This window comes from Caulobacter sp. 602-1, from assembly GCF_003931565.1.
Classification (GTDB): domain Bacteria; phylum Pseudomonadota; class Alphaproteobacteria; order Caulobacterales; family Caulobacteraceae; genus Caulobacter.
Genome location: NZ_RRYI01000011.1, coordinates 18935 through 40449 on the forward strand (window position 1 = coordinate 18935; position 21515 = coordinate 40449).

The window sequence follows — 21515 nt, forward strand, 5'->3', positions numbered from 1 at the left end:
CTCTTTAGGAGGTGAGTTGGTACGTGGCTTTGCCGGGCAGCAGCAGGTCCTGCTTCTTGCCGTCGCACAGGGCGTAGCTGAAGCCGCTCTGGATCGCCCAGGCTCCGACCTCGCCCTGCTTGTTGACGGCCAGGAAGCCAACCTGGAATTCCTTGGCGTTCGGCTTTTTCTTCAGGATGCGCTCGACGGCCTCGCGGCAGGCGGCCTCTGGGGAGCGGCCCTGGCGCATCAGCTCCACGACCAGGAAGCTGCCGACATTGCGGATCACTTCCTCGCCAACCCCGGTCGAGGTGGCGCCGCCGACCTCGTTGTCGACATAGAGGCCCGCGCCGATGATCGGGCTGTCCCCCACCCGGCCGCGCATCTTCCAGGCCATGCCGCTGGTGGTGCAGGCGCCGGCGATGTTTCCCTTGGCGTCGATGGCCAGCATGCCGATGGTGTCGTGGTTGTTGGCCCCGCCCGGCGTGCCCAGCTGGCCGGAGGTCTTGCCGTAGTCGCCGACCTCGCTATTGGCCTTGGGTTCGTACTTGGCGTCCTTCTTCCAGGCCTCCCAGGCGATCCTGGATTCCGGGGTCAGCAGTTCCTCGCGCGGGAAGCCTTGCTCCAGCGCGAACTGCAGGGCGCCGGCCCCGACCAGCATCACGTGCGGGGTCTTCTCCATGACCTTTCGCGCGACCGAGATCGGGTGGGCGATGTGCTCCAGGGCCGCGACCGCGCCGCAGTTGCCCAGCTCGTCCATGATGCAGGCGTCCAGCGAGACATGGCCGTCGCGGTCGGGATAGCCAGCGCGACCGACGCTGTGGTTCTTCAGGTCCTGCTCGGGCACGCGCGCGCCGGCCTCGACGGCGTCCAGCGCCCGACCGCCCTTGGACAGCACCGCCCAGGCGGCCTGGTTGGCGGCCACGCCGAAGTCCCACGTGGAGATGACGCACGGCCCGTCCAGCTTGACGCCGCCCTCCGCGGCGGACGCCTTGGCGCCCAGCATCGCCGATCCGACCAGGGAGGCGCCGATCAGGCCTCTACGATTCATCATGCTCGTGTGCTCCAACAAGATCGCGCGAATCCCTAGCACGACCTGGAGCAGGACCATGACCGCCGACCGCATTCTTCTGGAAGTCTGTGTCGACACGCCCGCCGGACTGGCGGCGGCGATCGCCGGCGGCGCGGATCGGATCGAACTTTGCGCGGCGCTGGCGCTACAGGGCCTGACCCCGGCGCCCGGCCTGATGGCTCAAGCGGCGAAAGCGCCGATCCCGATCTATCCGATGATCCGCCCACGGAATGGCGACTTCTGCTACGACGCCGGCGATCTGGATCACATGCGGCGGGATATCGACGCGGTGCGAGAATACGGCCTCGCGGGCGTCGTCATCGGGGCCAACCTGCCCGATGGCCAGCTGGACCTGGACGCGTTGGAAATGCTGGTCGAGCACAGTCAGGGGCTGGGCCTGAGCCTGCATCGCGCGTTCGACCTCGTTCCCGAACAGTCCGTGGCCTTGGAAGCCGCGATCGCCCTCGGCTTCGAGCGGGTGCTGACCTCTGGCGGCGCCCTGACAGCGCAGGCGGGCGCGGAACGGATCGCCGAACTGGTGCGACAGGCCGACGGACGCATCGGCATCCTGGCCGGCGCGGGCGTGCGACCATCGAACGTGGCCGAACTGGTGCGGCGGACCGGCGTGCGCGAGGTGCACGGCTCGTTTGGAGGTCAGATTCCGGGAGCGGCTCCGGGATCAAGGCTCAGCGAGATGGGCTTCGTGCCGCCGGAGCTGCGGGACACAGATGAGGCAGCCGTCGCGGAAGCGGCGCGGATCCTCCGCGATCTCTGAAACAGATGGCGAGCACCACGCCTTGTCCTGCCCCTGAGCTTGTCGCGGTCGAGGTTCGGCCCCTAGCCTTCGATGATATGAGGGATGAACCGCGAGCGGTCCCGCGTCACCCGGCCGCGGTCCTCGCGCACGCCGATGCCGGCGGGCTGGTCGCCGATCACCCAGGAGCCCACCACCGGATAGTTCACGCCGAACTTGGGCGGGGCTTTAAGTTCCTGGCGGATCCAGCCTTCCTCGCCATAACCCTGGTCCAGCACCCGGCCCTTGCGGCCGTCCTTCCAGAGCTCGACATTGGCGCCCTCGCGGCTGAACAGCGGCTTGCGGGCGTAGCTGCTTCCTAACCGCTCGACCCTGGAATCATCGTCGAAATAGGTCTCGAGCAGGTTCGGGTGGCCCGGATGGCGCTCCCATAGCAGAGGCAGCAGCGCCTTGTTCGACAGCACCGCCTTCCACGGCGGCTCCAGGAACAAGGTCTTGGAGGCCGCGATATTGGCCGCGTAAGGCTCGCGCAGCATGTCTTCCCAGGGGTACAGCTTGAACATCGCGCCGACGATGTAGTTGTCCTGGTCGACGAAGCGGCCGTCGGCGTCGAGGCCGATCTGCGTCATCGGCACGAACTTCGGCTCCAGGCCCGCCAGCCTGGCCATGTCCTCCAGGAACCGAACGGTCTGGCGGTCCTCAACGAAGTCGGGATCGCTGGCGAAGTGGACGAAGCCGCCGTTCGGGAAGATCGCCTTGAAGCGGTCGGCCAACTGGTCGTGCAGGCTGTTGAACTGGTCCGTGCTCTCCGGGAGCAGACCCTGCTGGATCAGATCCTCAAGCCACAACCACTGGAACACGCCGGCCTCATAGATGCTGGTCGGGGTGTCGGCGTTGTACTCGTAGAGTTTGGGCGGCTCGGCCCCGTCGTAGAAGAAGTCGAAGCGTCCGTAGAGCGACGGGTCGCGCGCCTTCCACGAGGCGGCGACCAAATCGCGCGAGGCTTCCGGGATCTGCAGTCGCGCCATCAGGGCGTCGCTCTTCACCGCGTCGTCGACCAGATCCAGACACAGCTTGTGCAGCGCCTCGGTCGCGGGCTCCAGATGGCCCTCGACCTCCTCCAGCGTGAAGGCGTAGGCGGCCCGTTCGTCCCAATAGCGACGACCGTCGGCGTGATGCCAAGTGAAGCCGACCGCCTCGGCCTTGGACTTCCAGTCGGGCCGAGGCGTCAGGGTGAGACGGCGCATCAGGCGTCCGAACCGCCCTTATTGACCTTCACCTTGTCCTCGATGGCCAGCATCGGGGCTGGCAGCGCCTCGTCCTTCGGGGCCATCAGGCGGGCCAGCACGTCCTCGGCGCCGCCGCCGCCCGGCAGGATGCCGGCGGCCGCCAGCTTGGCGTCCAGATCCGCGCCGGTCTTGCGATCTTCCGACTCGCTGTGCAGGCGGAACTGCTCCTCGCGGACCGACTGGCGCTCCTTGATGCGCTTGAGACTGTCGGCCGCCGAGCCGACGACGCCGCTGGCCGAGCCCGAACGCGAGATCACGGCGGCCTGAGCCCTCTGGACGCTCTCGTTGACCTTCACGATCTCGATTTCGCGGCGCAGGGCTTCGACCTTGGTGTCGGTCTGGGCGATGATCGTGCGCAGCTTTTCCTCGGCCGTGCGCAGCTCGGTCATCTGCGTGGCCTTCTGGCCCGCGTCCTTCTCGAGGTCGGCGATGCGCTGGGCGACTTCCAGGGCCAGGGCCTGGTCGCCCTTGTTCATCGCCGCGCGGGCCGAGGACTCATACTTGCGCGACTGGTCGGTCAGCTGGGCGACCTCGGTCTCCAGCGAACGGCGGCGAGCGACCAGCTTGGCCAGCTCGTCCCGGGCCTTGCCCTGGGCGTTGTCGGCGTCGCGGATTTCCTGGTCCAGGATCCTCAGGGCGTTGGCGTCCACGATGGTCTGCGCGCCGTCATGCGCGGTCCCACGGAACAGGGCCGAGAGCTTGCTCCAGATCGACATCAGTAAGTCTCCAGGTCCGAATTCTTAGGCGGCCGTCGCGCGGCTTTTTTCGAAGGTGTCGCGCAGGTCGCTGGCGGCGGCGATGGCGTTGTCGGCCAGGGTGCGCAGCTCGATGATCAGCGTCTGCAGGGTGGTCTTGGACGAGATCTCGCCCATCAGCTCGTAATAGTCACGACCGTCGACGCTGGTGATGCCGAAATTCGACAGCGGCACGATCTTCTGGGCCTTGAGCAGGAACTCGTTGAAGGCGGCGCGGTCGTTCTGCTCGTCGCAGGGCCACAACAGGGTCGATACGACCAGTTGCAGCTCGCCGCCGCTGACATAGATCGGCAGATCGCCGAACTCGTGCATCGTGACCTGAAGCACGGGCTCGACGCCCTCGACGACGGTGGCGGTCAACTCGCCCTCGCGCACGAGGGCGCTTTCCACCAGCGCGTCGCGCAAGTTGTGGATCGTCCAGGCGGTGTCGATAACGGAGTCCATGTGTCTGACGCCCTTGGGAGGATGGGGGTTGGTTGCCAGGGTCGGCCCGCGGACCGACTCGACGACGATGGCTTGGACGGCCGAAAGGATGTCGGGCTTGCACGCCGCCGGCGCCCAGACTTCGATCTTCACGAAGCCAGCGTTCCGACGGGCTTCGCGCCACGCTCGGGTTCTTTCAGCGGCCTGGGCGCTTCGGGTCGGTTTGGCAGGCATGCGTTACATGTACGCATAACATGTACGCTTGACAAGGCGTCGTTCAGCGTCATGCTGCGCATTAGTTCACCCCCGAGCGCGGCTCGCCACGCTCAGTGCGCCTGGGCCCGACCTTGTTCCTTGAACAGGGCCGGGGCAAGCGCGCCGTCGGGCAATTCGGCGTCGCTTGTCAGATAAGCGGCCCGAGCAGGTTTTTGAGGGCACGCGCACCGCGATGTTCGGAAAGCTTTTCGGCAACAAAGGCGGCGAGGCCAAGCCCGCCCTGCCCGTGATCCGCAATGTCACGATCGGCCGGACCGTGGTGCTGGATCCGCTGGCCTGGCGCCGGTTCGGAGCCGAGACCAAGTTCGCCCTCGACCGCGACACGCTGGAGATCACCGCCCAGGGCCTGATCCAGCTGAACGATGGCGCGTTCGTGCACCGCTTCTATACGGATGACGAGATCCTTTTCCAGGTCGTCTCGGACGACCGCGAGGGTCAGAAGGCCAACGACTTCACTGTCTTCGTCCCATGGGCCAGCGAGTATCCCGCCGACCGCGCCGACCGCGACCTCTGGACCCAGCGCCTGCGCGCCCGCACGTTCCAGCCCGAGAGCCTGCCCGCCTACACCCGCCTGTGGTTCGGCGACGAGGCCGCCGAGCAGGATCCCGTGACCCTCTGGGAGGACGTCTATTACGACCGCGACGCCTCACGGCCCGACCGACGGCTGTTCCAGACCACCATGCTGTTCAACCGCGACCTCGCCGGCGGCGACGGGCGCGAACTCCTGCTGGCGCTCACGCTGGAGCCCGAGGACAGCAAGGACGTGAGCCACGAGACGATGATCGGCCTGCCGCTGTCGGTGGGCGAGTTCCGAGCCTGAGGGGCCAACGCGATGTTCGACTTCACCGGATTCCAGGACGGCGCGACGGCGTTTCTGCTCGCCTTCGTCGTGGCGGGCCTGTTCACCATCGCCTTCAAGTACATCTACCAGTGGATCACGCCCTACAACGAGAAAGCGTTGATCCGGGCCGGCAACGTGACGGCCGCCATCGCCCTGGCAGGTGCGCTGGTCGGCTACGCCCTGCCCCTGGCCTCGGCGCTCAGCCACACGGTCAGCCTGCCGGAGTTCGCCGCCTGGGCCACGGTGGCCGGCGTCGTTCAAATCTCCGCCTTCAGCATCGTGCGTCTGGTCGCCCTGCGCGACGTCCAGGTCCGCGTTGAAAACAACGAGATCGCGATCGGCGTCTACCTGGCCGGCATCTCCATCGTGGTCGGCCTGCTCAACGCCGCCTGCATGACCTCCTGAGGACCTGAGCGATGACCCCGCGCAAACGCTCGAGCTCGCTGAAGCTGACCACCATGCTGGCCGGCGCCACAGCCCTGACCCTGTCCGGGTGCGACGAACCCGCGGGCCAGGCCAGCTGGGATCCCAACAAGGGCGAGCAGGTCGAGGCCTTCAGCTACAAGACCCTGGAAGAGTGCAAGGCGGCCAACGAGGTCTCCGACGCCCAGTGCGACACCTCCTACGCCGCCGCCCAGAAGGACGACGCCAAGGACGCCCCGCGCTTCGAGGCCCGCGCCTCGTGCGAGGAGGTCTATGGCGCCGGCAACTGCGTGCCGCGCAGCTACAACAACGGCGGCAACTTCTTCACGCCCCTGCTGGCCGGCTTCGTGATCGGCCGGATGCTGGACGGCGGCGGCTATCGCGGCACCGGCCTCTATCGCCAGGACGACCGCTATGGCGGCGGTTACTACTCGACCTGGGGCGGACGCCTGGGCCGTGACTACAGCACCGGCCGCACGGTCATCAGTCGCGAGAGCATCGACCCGCCGGACGCGATCCGCAATGCGCCGCCCAAGGTCCAGACTCGCACCTCCGTGGTCTCGCGCGGCGGCTTCGGCGGCGGTCGCAGCTACGCCCACAGCGGCAGCTATAAGGGCGGCTTCGGCGGCTAGGTCGGCCGATATATTTTTGCGATTGACTCGCAACTACACTTCCCGTCTAGTTGCGATGTGTTCGCAAGAACGCGTCGGGCCGCTCACCGAGATCGGTTCGCCATGGCGGGTGTCGGCCCCCTGCCCGGCGAGGAGATTTCCGGCGTGCGGCCCGACCCTTTCTCAGAGACCCACCTGAATCACTGCGGCCCGGTCGGCCTTGCCGAAGGCGAGCGGATCCTGCTCTGGATGCTGCGCCAATGGGTCACCGCCCGCGTGCTGGGCGAGGAGCCCGGTCAACGCCTGTCGAAGAAGGCCGGCGCCTTGGTCTCGCCCCGCGTGGCCGCCGCCTTCATCCTCATGATGAGCGCCATAGAGGGCCAGGTCCGCCGGCCGCTCTGCGTCTCCGCGCCCTGCTGCAAGGGCTACGCCGACGACGAGCAACGCCTGATCACCGCCTGCGGGGTCTGCCCCGCCTCGCCAGAGATCGCCGGTCGACTGATCGAGGGCCTGGTGATCACGCCCGAGAGCGTGACGGTGATGGCGCGGTTCCTGAATACGGCGCTGGCCAATGACGGCATGGCCCTGCCGATGCGGTTCGACGAGCCAGCGGTGGCGGTTTCGCACGCGCACCGACCGACGCTGCACTAGCTTCGAGACCAGCCCTCGTGCGCCAGCCGCCGCGCCAGGGCTTGGGCCGCCAGCACGACGTCGCTCCAAGTCACGTCGAACCCGGCGTCGTCGCCGTAGTAGGGATCGGCGACGGCCCGGCCGCGATGGCCCTCCACCAGATCGAGCAACAGCCCGACCTCCGCGGTCGAGTCGGGCGGCGCGACTCGCATCAGGCCGCGCAGGTTGTCGTGATCCAGGGCGTAGATGTGGGTGAAGGTGCGGAAGTCGTCGGGCTTCACCTGGCGCGCCTTCAGGCCGCCGATGTCGACGCCGTTGCGCCGCGCCACCGCGATCGCCCGCGGATCCGGCGGATCGCCCTTGTGCCAGTCGCCCGTCCCGGCGCTGTCGACCGTGACCTCCAGGCCCAGGCGCTCGGCTTCGACCCGGAAAGCGCCCTCGGCCAGGGGCGAGCGACAGATGTTGCCCATGCAGACGAACAGCACGGAAGCCTTGGCCATCAGACGTCTCCCCAACCACCGCCGCCCGGCGTCTCGATGACGATGGCGTCCCCCGCGCCGACCTCCACGAGATCGGTGGCCGCCATCGGCCGGATCGTTCCGTCGGCGCGCTCGACCCACGCCTTGCCGACCGCGCCCGGGCCGCCGCCCTGAAGGCCGAACGGCGGCACGCGGCGGCGGTTGGACAGCAAGGTCGCGGTCATCGGCTCGCGGAAGCCGATCCTGCGCACCACGCCGTCGCCGCCGCGATGGGCGCCCTGCCCGCCAGACCCGCGCCGGATCGAGAACGCCTCGACCAGCACCGGATAGCGGGTCTCCAGCACCTCGGGATCGGTCAGGCGGCTGTTGGTCATGTGGGTCTGGACCGCGTCGGTCCCGGCGAAGTCCGGCCCCGCGCCCGAGCCGCCGCAGATGGTCTCGTAGTACTGTCGCCGCTCGTCGCCGAAGGTAAAGTTGTTCATCGTTCCCTGCGCCCCAGCCATCACGCCCAAGGCGCCATAGAGGGCGTCGACCACCACTTGGCTCGTCTCGACATTGCCGGCCACCACTGCCGCCGGATGGCGCGGCCGCAGCATCGAGCCCTCGGGAATGACCAACTCGACCGGCCGCAAGCAGCCGTCGTTCATCGGGATCTCGTCGTCGACCAAGGTGCGGAAGACGTAGAGCGCCGCCGCGCGACAGATCGAGGCCGGGGCGTTGAAGTTGGTCGGGACCTGGTCGCTGGTGCCGGTGAAGTCGACGCGGGCGGCGCGAGTCCGCTGGTCGACCGTGACGGTCACCTTCACAACCGAACCGTCGTCCAGTTCATAGGCGAACGCCCCGCCCTTCAGGGTCGCCAGCACGCGGCGGACGGCTTCCTCGGCATTGTCCTGGACATGGGCCATATAGGCCTCGACGACCTCCTGGCCGAACTCGGCGACCATGGAGGTCAGCGCCTCGGCGCCGCGGGCGCAGGCGGCGATCTGGGCCTTGAGGTCGCCGATGTTCTGGTCGGGATTGCGCGCCGGCCACTTGCCCGAGGCGAGCAAAGCCCGCGTCTCCGCCTCCAGGAACCGCCCGCCCTCGGCCAGCAGGAAGTTCTCGATCAGGACGCCCTCTTCCTCGACCGTCCTGCTGGTCGGCGGCATCGAGCCCGGCGTGATGCCGCCGATATCGCCCTGGTGCCCGCGCGCGGCGACGTAGAACAGCAGGGCTTGGCTTTTGTCGAACACCGGCATGACCACCGTCACATCCGGCAGGTGGGTGCCGCCCTTGTAGGGGGCGTTCAGCATGTAGACGTCGCCGGGCCGCGGGCCCCGGCCGTCGCCCTCGCGCGCGTCACGGATCGCCCGCACGCTATCGCCCATCGAACCCAGGTGCACCGGCATGTGCGGAGCGTTGGCGATCAGGTTTCCGTCACGGTCGAACAGGGCGCAGGAGAAGTCGAGCCGCTCCTTGATGTTCACCGAATAGGCCGTGTTCTGCAGGGCGAAACCCATCTCCTCGGCCACGGCCATGAAGAGATTGTTGAACACCTCCAGCATGACCGGGTCGGCCTCGGTCCCGATGGCCTTGCGGGCCGGCAGGGCGACGACGCGGTCGAGGATCAGGTTCAGGCGGGCGTCGACCGTGGCGCGCCAGCCGGGCTCGACGACCGTCGTGCCGGTGGCTTCGCGAATGATGGCGGGGCCCAGGACCTCGGCGCCGACGGCCAGGGCTTCGCGGTCGAAGACCGGCGTCGTACGATTGGCGCCCGCCATCCGCGTTTCGACGGTGGCCAGCGGCGTGGGTTCGTCCTTGGACGGGCCGGCCTCAAGATCCGGCGCTGAACCAGCGTCCGAATGACCGATCGCCTCGACCGACAGCGTTTCGACCACCAAAGGCGTCGTCGGCGAGGTGAAACCGAAGCGGCGTTGATGCAGCGCTTCGAAGTCTTCGCGAATGGAGTCCGCGTCGCCGAATGGCGTGACCAGAGGCGTATCCGTCCCGGCGTATTTCACCCGCAGGCTGGCGACGGTCTCGACCGAGGCCATCGGCACGTCCTGCGCGCGCAGGGCGGCTTCGGCCTCAGTCGCCAGCGCCTTGGCGCGGTCAGGCAGATCGCCGGTCGCATCCAACGGCCGCTCCACCGTCTCCTCGCGGATCAGGCGCAGGTCGGCCAAGCCCATGCCGTAGGCCGAGAGGACACCCGCGAACGGGTGGATCATCACCTTGGTCATGCCCAGGGCGTCGGCCACCAGACAGGCGTGCTGCCCGCCCGCCCCGCCGAAACAGGCCAGGACATAGCGGGTGACGTCGTGGCCGCGCTGGATGGAGATCTGCCGCACGGCCTTGGCCATGTTCTCGACGGCGATGGTGACGAAGCCCTCGGCGACTTCCTGAGCGGTCATCGCCTTGCCGGTCGCCACTTCGATCTGGGCGCTCACGACCTCGAAGCCGCGCGCGACGGCCTCGGCGTCCAGCGGCTGGTCGGCGTTGGGGCCGAACACCTTGGGGAAGAACTCCGGCCGCAGCTTGCCCAGCATGACGTTGCAGTCGGTGACGGTCAGCGGTCCGCCCCGACGATAGGCCGCCGGTCCCGGGACCGCGCCGGCCGAGGCCGGGCCCACGCGCAGCCGCGCGCCGTCGAACGAACAGATCGAGCCCCCGCCGGCCGCCACGGTATGGATGTTCATCATCGGGGCGCGCATCCGCACGCCGGCCACCACGGTCTCGAAGGCCCGCTCGTACTGGCCGGCATAGTGGCAGACATCGGTCGAGGTGCCGCCCATGTCGAAGCCGATGACACGATCAAAGCTGGCCTCGCCCGCCGTCCGCGCCATGCCGACCACGCCGCCCGCCGGGCCGGACAGAATGGCGTCCTTGCCTCGGAAGGCCCGAGCGTCGGTCAGCCCGCCATTCGACTGCATGAACAGCAGCCGGGTGTCATGGCCCAGCGCATCGGCCACCTGGTCGACATAGCGGCGCAGGATCGGCGACAGGTAGGCGTCGACCACCGTCGTGTCGCCGCGCCCGACCAGCTTCATCAGCGGGCTGACCTCATGGCTGACCGACACCTGGGTGAAGCCGATCTCGCGCGCGATCGCGGCGACCCGCGCCTCGTGGTCGGTGAAGCGGAAGCCGTGCAGCAGCACGATGGCGATGGCGCGGAAGCCTTCGTCGAAAGCTGCTTGCAGGCTCGCCCGCGCCGCGCCCTCGTCCAGTGGCCGCAGCGTCTGCCCCTCGACGCTCATCCGCTCGTCAATCTCGACGACGCGGTCGTAGAGCGCTTCCGGCTTGACGATGTGGCGCTCGAACAGCTTGGGCCGCGCCTGGTAGCCGATCCGCAAGGCGTCGGCGTGACCCGTCGTGATCGCCAGAACCGAAGGCTCGCCCTTGCGCTCGAGCAGGGCGTTGGTGGCGACGGTGGTGCCCATCTTCACCGCATCGATGACCGCCCCCTCGGGGAGCAGCGCCCGAACGCCCGCGACGGCGGCGTCGGCATAGTGCTCGGGATTTTCCGACAGCAGCTTGTGGGTGACCAACGCGCCGTCGGGCCGCCGCGCGACGATGTCGGTGAAGGTGCCGCCCCGGTCGATCCAGAATTCCCAGCCGCGCGGATCTTGAGTCATGAGGGGCGGAACTCCTTGCTCCGCCCCTCATAGCCGCTGCGACGCCTACTTCAACAGTCCCGTAAGCTCGGCCACCTGCCAGAGGCCCAGCAGCAGGAAGATCAGCGCCGCGCCCATCCGCACGTACTTCAGCGGCACGACCTTGGTCGCCGCCTCACCCAGATAGACGGCCGGGACATTGGCCAGCATCATGCCGAGGGTGGTGCCCGAGGCGACCCAGAAGATCGAGTGGAACTTCGCGCCCAGGGCGACGGTGGCGATCTGGGTCTTGTCGCCCATCTCGACCAGGAAGAAGGCGATGGCCGTGGTCACGAACACGCCGTAGCGACCGGCGCTCTGACCTTCCTCGTCATCGGCCTTGTCCGGGATCAGGGCCCAGGCGGCCATGGCGATGAACGAAATAGCGATGGCCCACTTGAACCAGGCCCCGCTCAGGAAGTCCGACACCCAGTAGCCGGCAGTCGCGGCCAGGGCGTGGTTGGCCAGGGTGGCGACCAGGATGCCAAGAATGATCGGAATGGGTTTCTTGAACCGCGTGGCCAGGATGATGGCCAGGAGCTGGGTCTTGTCGCCGATTTCGGCGATGGCCACGACCAGGGTCGAGACGAGCAGGGCTTCCACTGAAATAGTCCTCCGGGCCGGGCGCATGCCAATAGCGTCGACGTCCACCCGGCCCGGATGAAAATCGGCGCCATTGGTCTCGCCAAGGAAGCTTGAAGTCGCTTCCCTTCCCCGCGCCATGCTCCCGAAGAAGCAAGTGTGTTGACGGCGGGGCCCGCTGATAGATGCGGGCGGCTACTCCCCAAAGGTGAGGCGCGTTTAGCCGCTCCGCCCCCCGCCGTCAACGCGCCAGGTCAACGTATCAGGCGACCGCGGCGGGCGCGTCGAACCTCAGAACGTGGATGGCGACCCGCACCTTTCCCGTGACGAAGCTGCCGCCGACGGCGCTGATCAGCACCGGGGTGTCGGCGTAGTAGGCGGTCGGCCCCACCACGCCGATGTTGCTGGAATTCTTGGCCACGCCCAGCGAGCCGCCGAACTTGCTCGCATCGCCCGAGACGCCGCAGTTGTACGAGGCCGCCCCGGTCACCGCGACCGTGGTGCGGGTCGATACGGCCAGCACGATGGCGCGGTTGGGTATGGCGATGCCCGTCGCGGTCGACGCGCCCGACAGGGTCACTTCCTGCTCAAGGATCTCCAGGCGGGTGCTGGCGAGACCCGGCGTCTGGGCGACGGTCGTGGCGCGAAACGTCGCCGACAGCGGAGTCCAGGTCGCGCCGTCGAAGGCGACCATCTGGTTCTCGTCCTTGACCCAGGCCAGCACGCCCTCGGCCTGCGCGAGCGGCTCCCAACCCCCGGCCTCGAAGCGCATCAGGCCGCCGGACGGCTGGCCCGCCCAGGCCGCGCCCGTCGCGCTGGCCGGCAGGATCCAGACGCCGCCGGCGACTGGACTGGCCGGCTGGGCCGAGACCGACCGGCTCTCGACGGCCAGTTGCACCAGACCATCGAGCCGGGCGAGGCTCTCGTTGATGGGGATGTGTTTCTGCGCCTGGGCGGCGACTACATAGGGCAGACCGAGGCGAGGCGTGACGTCGCTGAAAACAGGATCGGGCATGAGGCGGCTCCGAGAGCGGGTTGAAGTCGCTCCCAGCATCACGCCGCCGCGAAGGCCGGGGACGGACACAGCTCCGTCCCCATGCCTCGCCCGCCTATTCGGCGGCGAAAGCCAAATGATTTCCGGACGTCAGCGCCGTCTTGGCCGCCAGTTCGGCCTTAGCCTGCTCGTACTCCTCGGCGAAGCGCGCGATGAGTTCGGCGGCCGGCAGCACCTTGTCGATCGCGCCGATGCCCTGGCCCGAGCCCCAGATGTCACGCCAGGCCTTGGCCTCCTGATTGCCGCCCGAGCCGAAGCTCATCTTGGACGGGTCGCTGACCGGCAGGTTGTCGGGGTCCAGGCCCGCGGCGACGATCGACGCCCGCAGGTAGTTGCCGTGCACGCCGGTGAACAGGTTCGAATAGACGATGCCGTCGGCGCGGCCCTCGACGATGCCCTGCTTGTAACCCTCGATGGCGTTGGCTTCTTCGGTCGCGATGAAGGCCGAGCCGATATAGGCCAGGTCCGCGCCCATGGCCTGGGCGGCCAGGATCGAGCGACCGCAGGCGATGGAGCCCGACAGCGCCACCGGGCCGTCGAACCACTGGCGGATCTCCTGGATCAGGGCGAACGGCGACAGGGTGCCGGCGTGGCCGCCAGCGCCCGCCGCGACCGGGATCAGGCCGTCGGCGCCCTTCTCGATGGCCTTGCGGGCGAAGCGATCGGTAATGACGTCGTGCAGGGTGATGCCGCCGTACGAGTGGATCGCCGCGTTGAGATCCTCCCGCGCGCCCAGCGAGGTGATGACCACCGGGACCTTGTGCTTCACGCACAGCTCGATGTCCTCCTCGAGCCGGTTGTTGGTCTTGTGGACGATCTGGTTCACCGCGAACGGCGCGCTGGGCGCTTCAGGATGGGCCTTGTCGTGGGCGGCCAACTCCTCGGTGATGCGGTGCAGCCACTCGTCCAGCTGCGAGATCGGGCGGGCGTTCAGCGACGGGAACGAGCCGACAATGCCGGCCTTGCACTGGGCGATCACCAGATCTGGATTGCTGATGATGAACAGCGGCGAGGCGATGACCGGCAGGCGCAGACGGTCACGCAGGATAGGCGGCAAGGCCATGAAAGGCTCCCCTTTGGAGTTCGGCTTGAGACGCCGAATATGTGATCACCGATCAGATTAAACGCGCGTTTGGCTCCGATGCAAGGCGAAGAGAAGACTTGGCGCAAGGCTTGACGGCCCTAACGGCAGGAGCGCATCACCGTCCAAAAGACAAAAAAATGCTGCACCGCAGGAGACAGACGCTTTGACCGTCGCGACGACGCCCCTGGCCGAGGAATTTGGCGCCCAAGGCGACGCGGCGACCCGCGCTCGCTGGATGGCCCTGGTCGAAAAGACCTTGAAAGGTCAGAGCTTTGATGACGCCCTGACCGTCACGACGCCCGATGGCCTGACGATCCAGCCGCTCTACACCGCCCAGGACGGCGTCGCCGTGGCCCGCGACCTGCGCGCGCGTGATCCCGAACGCCCCTGGGACCTGCGCATGCGCGCCGCCCATCCCAATCCGCTCCGCACGGCCAAGGACATCATGGTCGACCTCGAGGGCGGCGCGGCCTCGGTGCTGCTGCGGCTCGATCCCACAGGCGTGGACGGCGTCGCCGTCGGCTCGGCGGACGACCTGGCCAAGGCGCTGTCGGGCGTGCTGCTGGACCTGGCCCCCGTCGCCCTGGACGCCGGCTTCCTGGGCCCGAAGGCGGCTGACTGGCTGGGCGCTCTGGCCAAGGCCGCGCCCAACGCGCCGCTGGCCTTTCACCTGGATCCCCTGACCGCCTTCGCGGTCGCCGGCGTCAGCCCCGGCCCGATCGAGAGCCACGTCTTCAACGCCGCCACGGTCGCCTCGCGCCTGGCCGGAACCTACGCCAAGGCCAGCCTGTTCCTGGCCACCGGCCGCGCCGCGCATGAGGCTGGCGGCTCGAACACCGAGGAACTGGCCGTGATGACCGCCAGCGCCCTGGCCTACGCCAAGGCCCTGGTGCGCTCGGGTCTGACCCTGGAGGACGCCTTCGGTCGGATCGTGCTGGGCGTCAGCCTCGACGGGGAATATTTCACCGGCGTCGCCAAGGTCCGCGCCGCCAAGGCGATGTGGGCGCGACTGACCCAGGCCTGCGGCGTCAGCGTCACGCCAAGGATCGAGGCCCGCTCCTCCCGTCGGATGCTGGCCAAGGCCGACGCCTGGACCAACCTGCTGCGCCTGACCTCGGCCGGTTTCGCGGGAGCCGTCGGCGGGGCCGACGCCATCCTGCTGGACGCCTTCACCGACGCCATCGGCCTGCCCACCGCCTTTGCCCGCCGCCAGGCCCGCAACACCCAACTGGTGCTGATGGAAGAGAGCAATCTGGGCCGTGTCGCCGACCCGGCCGGGGGAGCGTGGTACCTGGACAGCCTGACCGACCAGTTGGCCCGCGCCGCCTGGGACTATTTCCAGACCATCGAGGGCGCAGGCGGGATCATAAAGGCGCTGGAGAACGGCCTCGTCGCCGACGCGGTGGCCAGGACCCGTGCGGCGCAGGAAGCCGCCTTCGCCGACAAGTCCCGCAAGATCCTCGGCGTCACGGTGTTCCCCAACGCCGACGACAAGGTCCCGGAGGTCGAGACGCCCGATCCGGCCGCCTTCGCCGTCGCCGGCCCCGACGTCCGCCTGCCGGGCCCAGACAGCCACTGCCCGGCCCTGACGCCGGTGCGCTTCGCCGCCGCCTTCGAGGGAGCGTAAGCCATGAGCAAGTTCCCGGACTTCACCACGATCGACTTCGCCGAGGTCGCTTCGGCGCCCGCTCCGGAAGGCGCGGCCTGGAACACGCCCGAGGGCGTCGCGGTCGCCCCGGCGTTCGACGCCGACGACGTAGCGGGCCTCGACTTCCTGGGCGGCTATCCGGGCGTCGCGCCCTATGTGCGGGGCCCCTACCCGACCATGTACGTGACCAACCCGTGGACCGTTCGTCAGTACGCGGGCTTCTCGACCGCCGAGGACAGCAACGCCTTCTACCGCCGCAACTTGGCCGCGGGTCAGATGGGCCTGTCGGTGGCTTTCGACCTCGCCACCCACCGCGGCTATGACAGCGACCACGAGCGGGTGAAGGGCGATGTCGGCATGGCCGGCGTGGCCATCGACTCGATCCTGGACATGCGCACTCTGTTCTCGGGCATACCGCTCGACAAGATGAGCGTGTCGATGACCATGAACGGCGCGGTGCTGCCGATCCTGGCGCTCTACATCGTGGCGGCCGAGGAGCAGGGCGTCACGCCCGACAAGCTGTCGGGGACGATCCAGAACGACATCCTCAAAGAGTTCATGGTGCGGAACACCTACATCTATCCGCCCGCGCCCTCGATGCGGATCATCTCGGACATCTTCGCCTTTACCTCGGCGAACATGCCCAAGTTCAACTCGATCTCGATCAGCGGCTATCACATGCAGGAGGCCGGCGCGACGGCCGACCTGGAGCTGGCCTACACCCTGGCCGACGGCGTCGAATACGCCCGGGCCGGCGTCGCCGCGGGCATGAGCATCGACACCTTCGCGCCGCGCCTGTCGTTCTTCTGGGCCATCGGCATGAACTACTTCATGGAGGTCGCCAAGATGCGGGCCGCGCGCCTGCTCTGGGCCCGGCTGATGAAGCGCGAGTTCGAGCCGAAGGACGACCGCTCGCTCTCCCTGCGCACCCACAGCCAGACCTCCGGCTGGTCGCTGGCCGCACAGGACGTGTTCAACAACGTCTCGCGCACCTGCGTCGAGGCCATGGCCGCCGTGAACGGCCAGACCCAGAGCCTGCACACCAACGCCCTGGACGAGGCCCTGGCCCTGCCGACCGACTTCTCGGCCCGCATCGCCCGCAACACCCAGCTCTTTTTGCAGATGGAAAGCGGCACGACCCGCGTCGCCGACCCGTGGGGCGGCAGCTACTACGTTGAACGTCTCACGTATGAGCTGGCTCAGAAGGCGCTGGCCCACATCGAGGAGGTCGAGGCGGCCGGCGGCATGGCCAAGGCCATCGAGCAGGGCATTCCCAAGCTGCGCATCGAGGAAGCCGCCGCCAAGACCCAGGCCCGTATCGACGCCAATCGCCAGAGCGTGGTCGGCGTCAACCGCTACAAGCCCGACGTCGCCGACGACATCCCGATGTTGAAGGTCGACAACGCCACGGTGCGCGCCCAGCAGCTGGAAAAGCTGGCCCGCCTGAAGGCCGAACGCGATCCGGCCGAGACCGAACGGGCCCTGAAGGCGCTGGAGGACGGTGCGCGCGGGACCGGCAACCTGCTGGCGCTGGCCGTCGACGCGGCCCGCGCCAAGGCCACGGTCGGCGAGATCAGCCTGGCGATGGAGAAGGTGTTCGGCCGCCATCGCGCCGAGATCAAGTCGATCCAGGGGGTCTATATGAAGGAGGCCGGAAACGATCCGACGACGGCCCGCGCCAAGGCCATGGTCGAAGCCTTCGAGCAGGCCGATGGTCGCCGCCCGCGCATCCTGATCGCCAAGATGGGCCAGGACGGCCATGATCGGGGCCAGAAGGTCATCGCCACGGCGTTCGCCGATCTCGGCTTCGACGTCGACATCGGGCCCCTCTTCCAGACTCCCGCCGAGGCCGCCCGCCAGGCGGTGGAGAACGACGTCCACGTCGTGGGCGCCAGCTCCCTCGCCGCCGGCCACCTGACCCTGGCGCCGGAGCTGAAGGCGGAGCTGGCCAAGCAGGGCCGCGACGACATCCTGATGGTCGTGGGCGGCGTCATCCCGCCTCAGGACTTCCAGGCTCTCCGCGACGCGGGGGCGGCGGCGATCTTCCCGCCCGGCACCGTCATCGCCGAGGCGGCGATCGAGCTGCTGGACAAGTTGAACCGCCAACTGGGCTACACGCAGGAAGCGGCTTAGCGAAGTGCTGTGCGGGTAGTCGCCCGCATGGTACGCTAGCTCTCATGAACGCCCTCGTCCGAGCGTTGGAGACCTCGCAACAGCACCGCTTCACGCTGGACGATGTGCTGCGCATGCAGGAGGCCGGCATCCTCGATGAGAGCGCTCGCGTCGAGTTAATCGATGGAGCTCTGGTCGAGATGGCGCCTGAAGGTGACCTGCATTCACGCGTGAAAATGCAGATCGCCAGGCGCTTCATTCTGTCGGCCGGAGAGGCCGTGCAGGTGATGGTGGAATCAACGCTGCGGCTTTCGCCAACCAATGCACCGGATCCCGACCTTTATCTCTACGACGCTGATCTTCCGCTACGGGCCGTGGATGGAACGAATGTCGGCCTCGTCATCGAGGTGGCTCAGTCGTCGATCCGAAGCGACCTCGCGTTCAAGGCCGAGCTCTATGCTGAACACGGCGTGCGAGACTATTGGGTCGTGGACGTGAACACCGACACGATCACCATCCATCGCGATCCGGTCGATGGCCTATATCGTGATATCGCGCGCCATGTCGCCGAGGATACGGTGACCTCCCTGGCCCTGCCCAGCGTCTCTCTGCGCCTCGCCGACCTGCCGCCTATCCGCTAACCCTTCTTGCGGCCGAACAGCCCGCGCCGCTTCTGCGAGCGCTCGAAGGCGATCTCCTCCGGCAGGCCGTGGCGGGACTCGATGTCTTTCTGGAGCGCCTTGGCGGCCATCAGGTGGCCGGGGAACAGGGTGTCGATCGCCCAGCCCAGGCCCGGCACAGTGTCCGAGGCGTTGTCGATCGCCAGATAGGCGGCCATGCGCAGCAGGGTTCCCGCCGCTGCGCCGCCTTGTACGGCGTGGAACATCAAGAGACCGCCCGCGCCGAGGCCGTAGACCAGGCCCGCGCCCGGCACCCAGGCCAGCACCCCGTCCAGCCCCAGGCCGATGGGGCCGATGCCGATCAGCCGATCGGAGATGCGCTTGATGCTCTCCGCCGATCGCCAGGCGCGATGGGCCTTGGCGCGGCGGCCCGCATGGCTGTCCGCGTAGTCGGACGAGACGGAGATGTCGTCGGTCATGCTTCCCTGAACGCTCCGCTCGTCAGTTGGTTGTGAAGGTCGCCTAGCCCAGGAAGACGACCCGGCGCCTTTCCTTGCCCGCCTGGATGCGGGCCAGCAGGTCACGATACTCCTGGGTGCCCTGCACGTCCTTGCGCGAGCCCTCGAAATAGATCGTGTCGTCCATGTGTTTGGTCAGCATGTCGGCCGACCACTTGTGGCCGGTGAACAGCACGTCAATCGCCTTGCCCGCCACGGGGACCGCTCCGGCCACCGTGTCGATCAGGATGATGGCGCAGATCTGTATGACGATCATCGGCGCGGCGCGCGCGCGCACGGCGTCGAACACGATCAGGCTGCCGGCGCCCAGGCTGTACAGCTCACCCGCACCTGGGATCCAGGTGAGCAGCCCGTCCAGGCCGATACCCAGCGGACCGACGCCCACGACGTTGTCGGACAGCTTCTTCACCCGCTCCACATTGTTGCGGATGTTGTGCAGCTCGACATGCGATTTCGCGAAGATCACCAGGGGGCTCCGGACGCGGTAAACGCCGGCAATCTGCACGAAGCACGGCCGCGCAGGAAGGGCCGACCCGCCAGATTCCCTCACCGGGCGAACGGCGTTATGGAAAGTCTCGCTTTTCGGGGGAGCCCCTCGCGAATGGCGGCGTTTGCGCCTAAGTTAACCAAATGCCGCGCCAGGATTCCCGGATGCTGATCACGACCACGCCGTTCATCGAGGGGCGCCCTGTTCAGGAGTACAAGGGCGCGATCTACGCCCAGTCGATCCTGGGCGCGAACGTCGTGCTCGACCTGATGGCGGCCATCCGCGACTTCATCGGCGGCCATTCCAAGTCGTACGAACGCGTGCTGGCTCGCGCTCGCGAGGACGCCATGAAGGCCCTAGTGAAGGAAGCCGAGAAGGTCGGCGCCAACGCCATCCTGGCGGTGGATCTCGACTACAACACCGTCGGCCCTAACGCCCAGATGATGATGGTTTCGGTTTCCGGGACGGCCGTCGTCCTCTAAGCGGAACGGGTGAATCCCGCCCTAGACATCGATAAGCTGGAGCAGCGCCTGGTCGCCGGCGACCGCGCCGCCCTGGCGCGCGCCATCACCCTGGTCGAGAGCCGCCGGACCGACCACCAGACCGCCGCGCGCGCCCTGCTCTCGCGCCTGATGCCCCTGACCGGCCGCGCCCAGAGGATCGGGATCACGGGCGTGCCGGGCGCCGGCAAGTCGACGACCATCGAACGCTTCGGCTGCGACCTCGTCGAGGCCGGCCACAAGGTGGCTGTGCTGGCGGTCGATCCGTCGTCCGGGCGCCATGGCGGCTCGATCCTGGGCGACAAGACCCGGATGGAGCGGCTCAGCGTCCAGCCCAACGCCTATATCCGCCCATCACCGTCCGGCGGCGCCCTGGGGGGCGTGACGCGCAAGACCCGCGAGGCGATGTTGCTGTGCGAGGCGGCCGGCTTCGATATCGTCATCGTCGAGACCGTCGGCGTCGGGCAATCCGAGACGGCGGTGGCCGACATGGTCGACATCTTCATGGCCGTGCTGATCCCCGGCGGCGGGGACGAACTGCAGGGCATCAAGAAGGGCCTGATCGAGCTGGCCGACCTGCTGCTGATCAACAAAGCCGACGCCGATCCCCAGAAGGCCGAGCGCTCGGCGCGCGACTATCGCAACGCCCTGCATATCCTCACGCCCGCCCACCAGGACTGGACGCCGCCCGTGCTGACGGCCTCCGGCCTGACGGGCCAGGGCCTGGACGGACTCTGGCGGCAGATCCAGCGTCATCGCGACATCATGACAGCGAACGGCGCGCGCGCCGCGCGCCGGGCCGACCAGGACACCCGCTGGATGTGGGCCATGGTCCGCGACCGACTGGAGGACGCCTTCAAGACCGATCCGGCCGTCGCGGCTCTGATCCCGGACCTCGAGACAGCCGTGCGCGCCGGCGAGGTTCCGGCCTCGGCTGCGGCGGACCGGCTGTTGGCCGCTTTCGGGCTTTAGGCGTCCGTCGAAAAGCGCTTGGCCTGGGCGATCCAGGCCTCACGTTCGGCGCGTCCCTTCAGGTTCAGCAACTGGTCGTAAGAGGCCAGTTCGTCCGGGGTCCAGGCCGCGATCTGGCTGAACTTGGTGACCCCCAGGTCGGCCAGCGACGCCGCCAGCTTGGGTCCCACGCCGACCAGCTTGGTCAGGTCGTCGAGCGAGGCCGCCACCGCGGCGGGCGCCGCCTCGACGGCTTCGACGACGGCGTCCACGGCCTCGGCCACGATCGGTTCGGCCGCGGCGACCGGCTCGGATACGGCCTCGGACACCACCCCGGCCGCGTCCTCGTTGGCGGCGACCGTGGCCTCGACGATCGGCTCGGCGGCGGCCTCGATGATTTCCTGCGTGGCGTCGAGGACGGTTTCGGCGGTCTCGGCGGCCAGGGCGACCGCCTCGACGATGGGTTCGGCGACAGTTTCCAGCACCGGCTCGGTCGGCGCTTCAGGCTCGGCCTCCAGAGGCGGAGCGACGGGCTCGGGGGCCAGGGCCATCAGCGACTCGAGATTGACCGCCTCGCGCCAGCGATTGGCCCACCACCAGTAGGTCGCGCCGGCCGCGGCAGCGCCGCCGAACATCAGCCAGAGCGGCGAGGCCGCGCCGACCATCAGGCGAGGCGCGGTCTCGGGCGCTGCCTTGTCGGTCGTGTAGTCGGGAAGGAAGGGGAAGATCGAAACCATGGCGCGCTCCGCTAGGCTGGCAATCACGATCTATTGCAATGCAGCATAACACGGAAAGTTC

At 68.2% G+C, this 21515-nt stretch carries 22 protein-coding genes; 10 read left to right on the forward strand and 12 right to left on the reverse strand.

The window, feature by feature from the left end:
• Nucleotides 1-4: 4 nt before the first annotated feature.
• Nucleotides 5-1033, reverse strand: coding sequence for a N(4)-(beta-N-acetylglucosaminyl)-L-asparaginase (locus EIK80_RS23275; protein WP_125159396.1), 1029 nt, complete (start codon nt 1031-1033; stop codon nt 5-7).
• A gap of 55 nt (nt 1034-1088) precedes the next feature.
• Here EIK80_RS23275 and EIK80_RS23280 point away from each other — a divergent pair, with 55 nt between their 5' ends.
• On the forward strand, nt 1089-1826 hold the full coding sequence (locus EIK80_RS23280; protein WP_125159397.1) for a copper homeostasis protein CutC: 738 nt from the start codon (nt 1089-1091) through the stop codon (nt 1824-1826).
• 62 nt (nt 1827-1888) lie between these two features.
• On the opposite strand, the gene EIK80_RS23285 is transcribed toward EIK80_RS23280, so the two are convergent.
• Genes EIK80_RS23285 through EIK80_RS23295 form a run of 3 tightly spaced genes read right to left on the reverse strand, consistent with a single transcriptional unit; the run spans nt 1889 to nt 4506 of the window.
• Nucleotides 1889-3052 carry a glutathionylspermidine synthase family protein gene (locus EIK80_RS23285; RefSeq protein ID WP_125159398.1) on the reverse strand — a complete coding sequence of 388 codons (1164 nt, stop codon included), beginning with the start codon at nt 3050-3052 and terminating at the stop codon, nt 1889-1891.
• Entirely contained in the window at nt 3052-3810 is a 759-nt protein-coding gene (locus tag EIK80_RS23290) for a PspA/IM30 family protein (protein ID WP_125159399.1), read from the reverse strand. Before EIK80_RS23290 ends, EIK80_RS23285 begins: the two co-directional genes overlap by 1 nt.
• Before the next feature lie 24 nt (nt 3811-3834).
• Nucleotides 3835-4506 carry a YjfI family protein gene (locus EIK80_RS23295; protein WP_125159400.1) on the reverse strand — a complete coding sequence of 224 codons (672 nt, stop codon included), beginning with the start codon at nt 4504-4506 and terminating at the stop codon, nt 3835-3837.
• A 214-nt stretch (nt 4507-4720) separates the two neighbouring features.
• Between EIK80_RS23295 and EIK80_RS23300 the strand changes: the two genes are divergently transcribed.
• From EIK80_RS23300 to EIK80_RS23315, 4 genes are all read left to right on the forward strand, one after another.
• Nucleotides 4721-5368, forward strand: coding sequence for a YjfK family protein (locus EIK80_RS23300; protein WP_125159401.1), 648 nt, complete (start codon nt 4721-4723; stop codon nt 5366-5368).
• Between the two features lie 12 nt (nt 5369-5380).
• A complete protein-coding gene (locus tag EIK80_RS23305) occupies nt 5381-5794 on the forward strand; it encodes a DUF350 domain-containing protein (protein WP_125159402.1) in 414 nt (137 codons plus the stop codon).
• An 11-nt stretch (nt 5795-5805) separates the two neighbouring features.
• Nucleotides 5806-6444, forward strand: coding sequence for a DUF1190 domain-containing protein (locus EIK80_RS23310; protein WP_125159403.1), 639 nt, complete (start codon nt 5806-5808; stop codon nt 6442-6444).
• 144 nt (nt 6445-6588) lie between these two features.
• Nucleotides 6589-7074 (forward strand): hypothetical protein, encoded by a 486-nt coding sequence (locus tag EIK80_RS23315; RefSeq protein WP_233586923.1) that lies wholly within the window; start codon nt 6589-6591, stop codon nt 7072-7074.
• Here EIK80_RS23315 and EIK80_RS23320 read toward each other — a convergent pair.
• The 5 genes from EIK80_RS23320 to EIK80_RS23340 form a co-directional block, all read right to left on the reverse strand.
• Nucleotides 7071-7568, reverse strand: a complete 498-nt coding sequence (locus EIK80_RS23320; RefSeq protein ID WP_125159405.1) for a low molecular weight protein-tyrosine-phosphatase — start codon at nt 7566-7568, stop codon at nt 7071-7073. The genes EIK80_RS23315 and EIK80_RS23320 overlap by 4 nt on opposite strands.
• Nucleotides 7553-11143, reverse strand: a complete 3591-nt coding sequence (locus tag EIK80_RS23325; RefSeq protein ID WP_125159406.1) for a hydantoinase B/oxoprolinase family protein — start codon at nt 11141-11143, stop codon at nt 7553-7555. Before EIK80_RS23325 ends, EIK80_RS23320 begins: the two co-directional genes overlap by 16 nt.
• Nucleotides 11144-11188: 45 nt before the next feature.
• Nucleotides 11189-11764, reverse strand: a complete 576-nt coding sequence (locus tag EIK80_RS23330; RefSeq protein ID WP_125159407.1) for a TMEM165/GDT1 family protein — start codon at nt 11762-11764, stop codon at nt 11189-11191.
• 241 nt (nt 11765-12005) lie between these two features.
• Nucleotides 12006-12758, reverse strand: a complete 753-nt coding sequence (locus EIK80_RS23335) for a DUF2793 domain-containing protein (protein ID WP_125159408.1) — start codon at nt 12756-12758, stop codon at nt 12006-12008.
• Between the two features lie 94 nt (nt 12759-12852).
• Complete coding sequence (locus EIK80_RS23340; RefSeq protein ID WP_125159409.1) at nt 12853-13860, reverse strand: nitronate monooxygenase family protein; 1008 nt, start codon at nt 13858-13860, stop codon at nt 12853-12855.
• Between the two features lie 256 nt (nt 13861-14116).
• Between EIK80_RS23340 and EIK80_RS23345 the strand changes: the two genes are divergently transcribed.
• Genes EIK80_RS23345 through EIK80_RS23355 form a run of 3 tightly spaced genes read left to right on the forward strand, consistent with a single transcriptional unit; the run spans nt 14117 to nt 18282 of the window.
• On the forward strand, nt 14117-15508 hold the full coding sequence (locus EIK80_RS23345; RefSeq protein ID WP_125159514.1) for a methylmalonyl-CoA mutase subunit beta: 1392 nt from the start codon (nt 14117-14119) through the stop codon (nt 15506-15508).
• Nucleotides 15509-15511: 3 nt separating this feature from the next.
• Complete coding sequence (scpA, locus tag EIK80_RS23350) at nt 15512-17662, forward strand: methylmalonyl-CoA mutase (protein ID WP_125159410.1); 2151 nt, start codon at nt 15512-15514, stop codon at nt 17660-17662.
• 44 nt (nt 17663-17706) lie between these two features.
• Complete coding sequence (locus EIK80_RS23355) at nt 17707-18282, forward strand: Uma2 family endonuclease (RefSeq protein WP_125159411.1); 576 nt, start codon at nt 17707-17709, stop codon at nt 18280-18282.
• On the opposite strand, the gene EIK80_RS23360 is transcribed toward EIK80_RS23355, so the two are convergent.
• A complete protein-coding gene (locus EIK80_RS23360; protein WP_125159412.1) occupies nt 18279-18740 on the reverse strand; it encodes a DUF4112 domain-containing protein in 462 nt (153 codons plus the stop codon). The two genes, EIK80_RS23355 and EIK80_RS23360, sit on opposite strands and share 4 nt — an antisense overlap.
• A gap of 43 nt (nt 18741-18783) precedes the next feature.
• Nucleotides 18784-19248: a DUF4112 domain-containing protein gene (locus tag EIK80_RS23365; RefSeq protein ID WP_125159515.1), complete on the reverse strand. Its 465-nt coding sequence runs from the start codon at nt 19246-19248 to the stop codon at nt 18784-18786.
• 182 nt (nt 19249-19430) lie between these two features.
• On the opposite strand from EIK80_RS23365, the gene EIK80_RS23370 reads away from it, so the two are divergent.
• Both EIK80_RS23370 and meaB read left to right on the forward strand, forming a co-directional pair.
• Entirely contained in the window at nt 19431-19748 is a 318-nt protein-coding gene (locus tag EIK80_RS23370) for a YbjQ family protein (protein WP_125159413.1), read from the forward strand.
• A 9-nt stretch (nt 19749-19757) separates the two neighbouring features.
• Nucleotides 19758-20738, forward strand: coding sequence for a methylmalonyl Co-A mutase-associated GTPase MeaB (gene meaB, locus EIK80_RS23375; RefSeq protein WP_125159414.1), 981 nt, complete (start codon nt 19758-19760; stop codon nt 20736-20738).
• On the opposite strand, the gene phaH is transcribed toward meaB, so the two are convergent.
• The gene (phaH, locus tag EIK80_RS23380; protein WP_125159415.1) at nt 20735-21454 is read right to left on the reverse strand and encodes a phasin PhaH; all 720 of its coding nucleotides are present in this window, start codon (nt 21452-21454) and stop codon (nt 20735-20737) included. The genes meaB and phaH overlap by 4 nt on opposite strands.
• Nucleotides 21455-21515 lie beyond the last annotated feature (61 nt).

Bases quoted from the DNA above. Each gene is read 5' to 3' on its own strand.
- EIK80_RS23325 (WP_125159406.1), bottom strand. From the start codon at position 11,143: ATGACTCAAGATCCGCGCGGCTGGGAATTCTGGATCGACCGGGGCGGC.
- EIK80_RS23305 (WP_125159402.1), top strand. From the start codon at position 5,381: ATGTTCGACTTCACCGGATTCCAGGACGGCGCGACGGCGTTTCTGCTC.
- EIK80_RS23275 (WP_125159396.1), bottom strand. From the start codon at position 1,033: ATGATGAATCGTAGAGGCCTGATCGGCGCCTCCCTGGTCGGATCGGCG.
- EIK80_RS23370 (WP_125159413.1), top strand. From the start codon at position 19,431: ATGCTGATCACGACCACGCCGTTCATCGAGGGGCGCCCTGTTCAGGAG.
- EIK80_RS23335 (WP_125159408.1), bottom strand. From the start codon at position 12,758: ATGCCCGATCCTGTTTTCAGCGACGTCACGCCTCGCCTCGGTCTGCCC.
- EIK80_RS23355 (WP_125159411.1), top strand. From the start codon at position 17,707: ATGAACGCCCTCGTCCGAGCGTTGGAGACCTCGCAACAGCACCGCTTC.
- EIK80_RS23340 (WP_125159409.1), bottom strand. From the start codon at position 13,860: ATGGCCTTGCCGCCTATCCTGCGTGACCGTCTGCGCCTGCCGGTCATC.
- EIK80_RS23310 (WP_125159403.1), top strand. From the start codon at position 5,806: ATGACCCCGCGCAAACGCTCGAGCTCGCTGAAGCTGACCACCATGCTG.
- EIK80_RS23285 (WP_125159398.1), bottom strand. From the start codon at position 3,052: ATGCGCCGTCTCACCCTGACGCCTCGGCCCGACTGGAAGTCCAAGGCC.
- EIK80_RS23300 (WP_125159401.1), top strand. From the start codon at position 4,721: ATGTTCGGAAAGCTTTTCGGCAACAAAGGCGGCGAGGCCAAGCCCGCC.
- EIK80_RS23345 (WP_125159514.1), top strand. From the start codon at position 14,117: ATGGCCCTGGTCGAAAAGACCTTGAAAGGTCAGAGCTTTGATGACGCC.
- EIK80_RS23290 (WP_125159399.1), bottom strand. From the start codon at position 3,810: ATGTCGATCTGGAGCAAGCTCTCGGCCCTGTTCCGTGGGACCGCGCAT.
- phaH (WP_125159415.1), bottom strand. From the start codon at position 21,454: ATGGTTTCGATCTTCCCCTTCCTTCCCGACTACACGACCGACAAGGCA.
- scpA (WP_125159410.1), top strand. From the start codon at position 15,512: ATGAGCAAGTTCCCGGACTTCACCACGATCGACTTCGCCGAGGTCGCT.
- EIK80_RS23295 (WP_125159400.1), bottom strand. From the start codon at position 4,506: ATGCCTGCCAAACCGACCCGAAGCGCCCAGGCCGCTGAAAGAACCCGA.
- EIK80_RS23360 (WP_125159412.1), bottom strand. From the start codon at position 18,740: ATGACCGACGACATCTCCGTCTCGTCCGACTACGCGGACAGCCATGCG.
- EIK80_RS23280 (WP_125159397.1), top strand. From the start codon at position 1,089: ATGACCGCCGACCGCATTCTTCTGGAAGTCTGTGTCGACACGCCCGCC.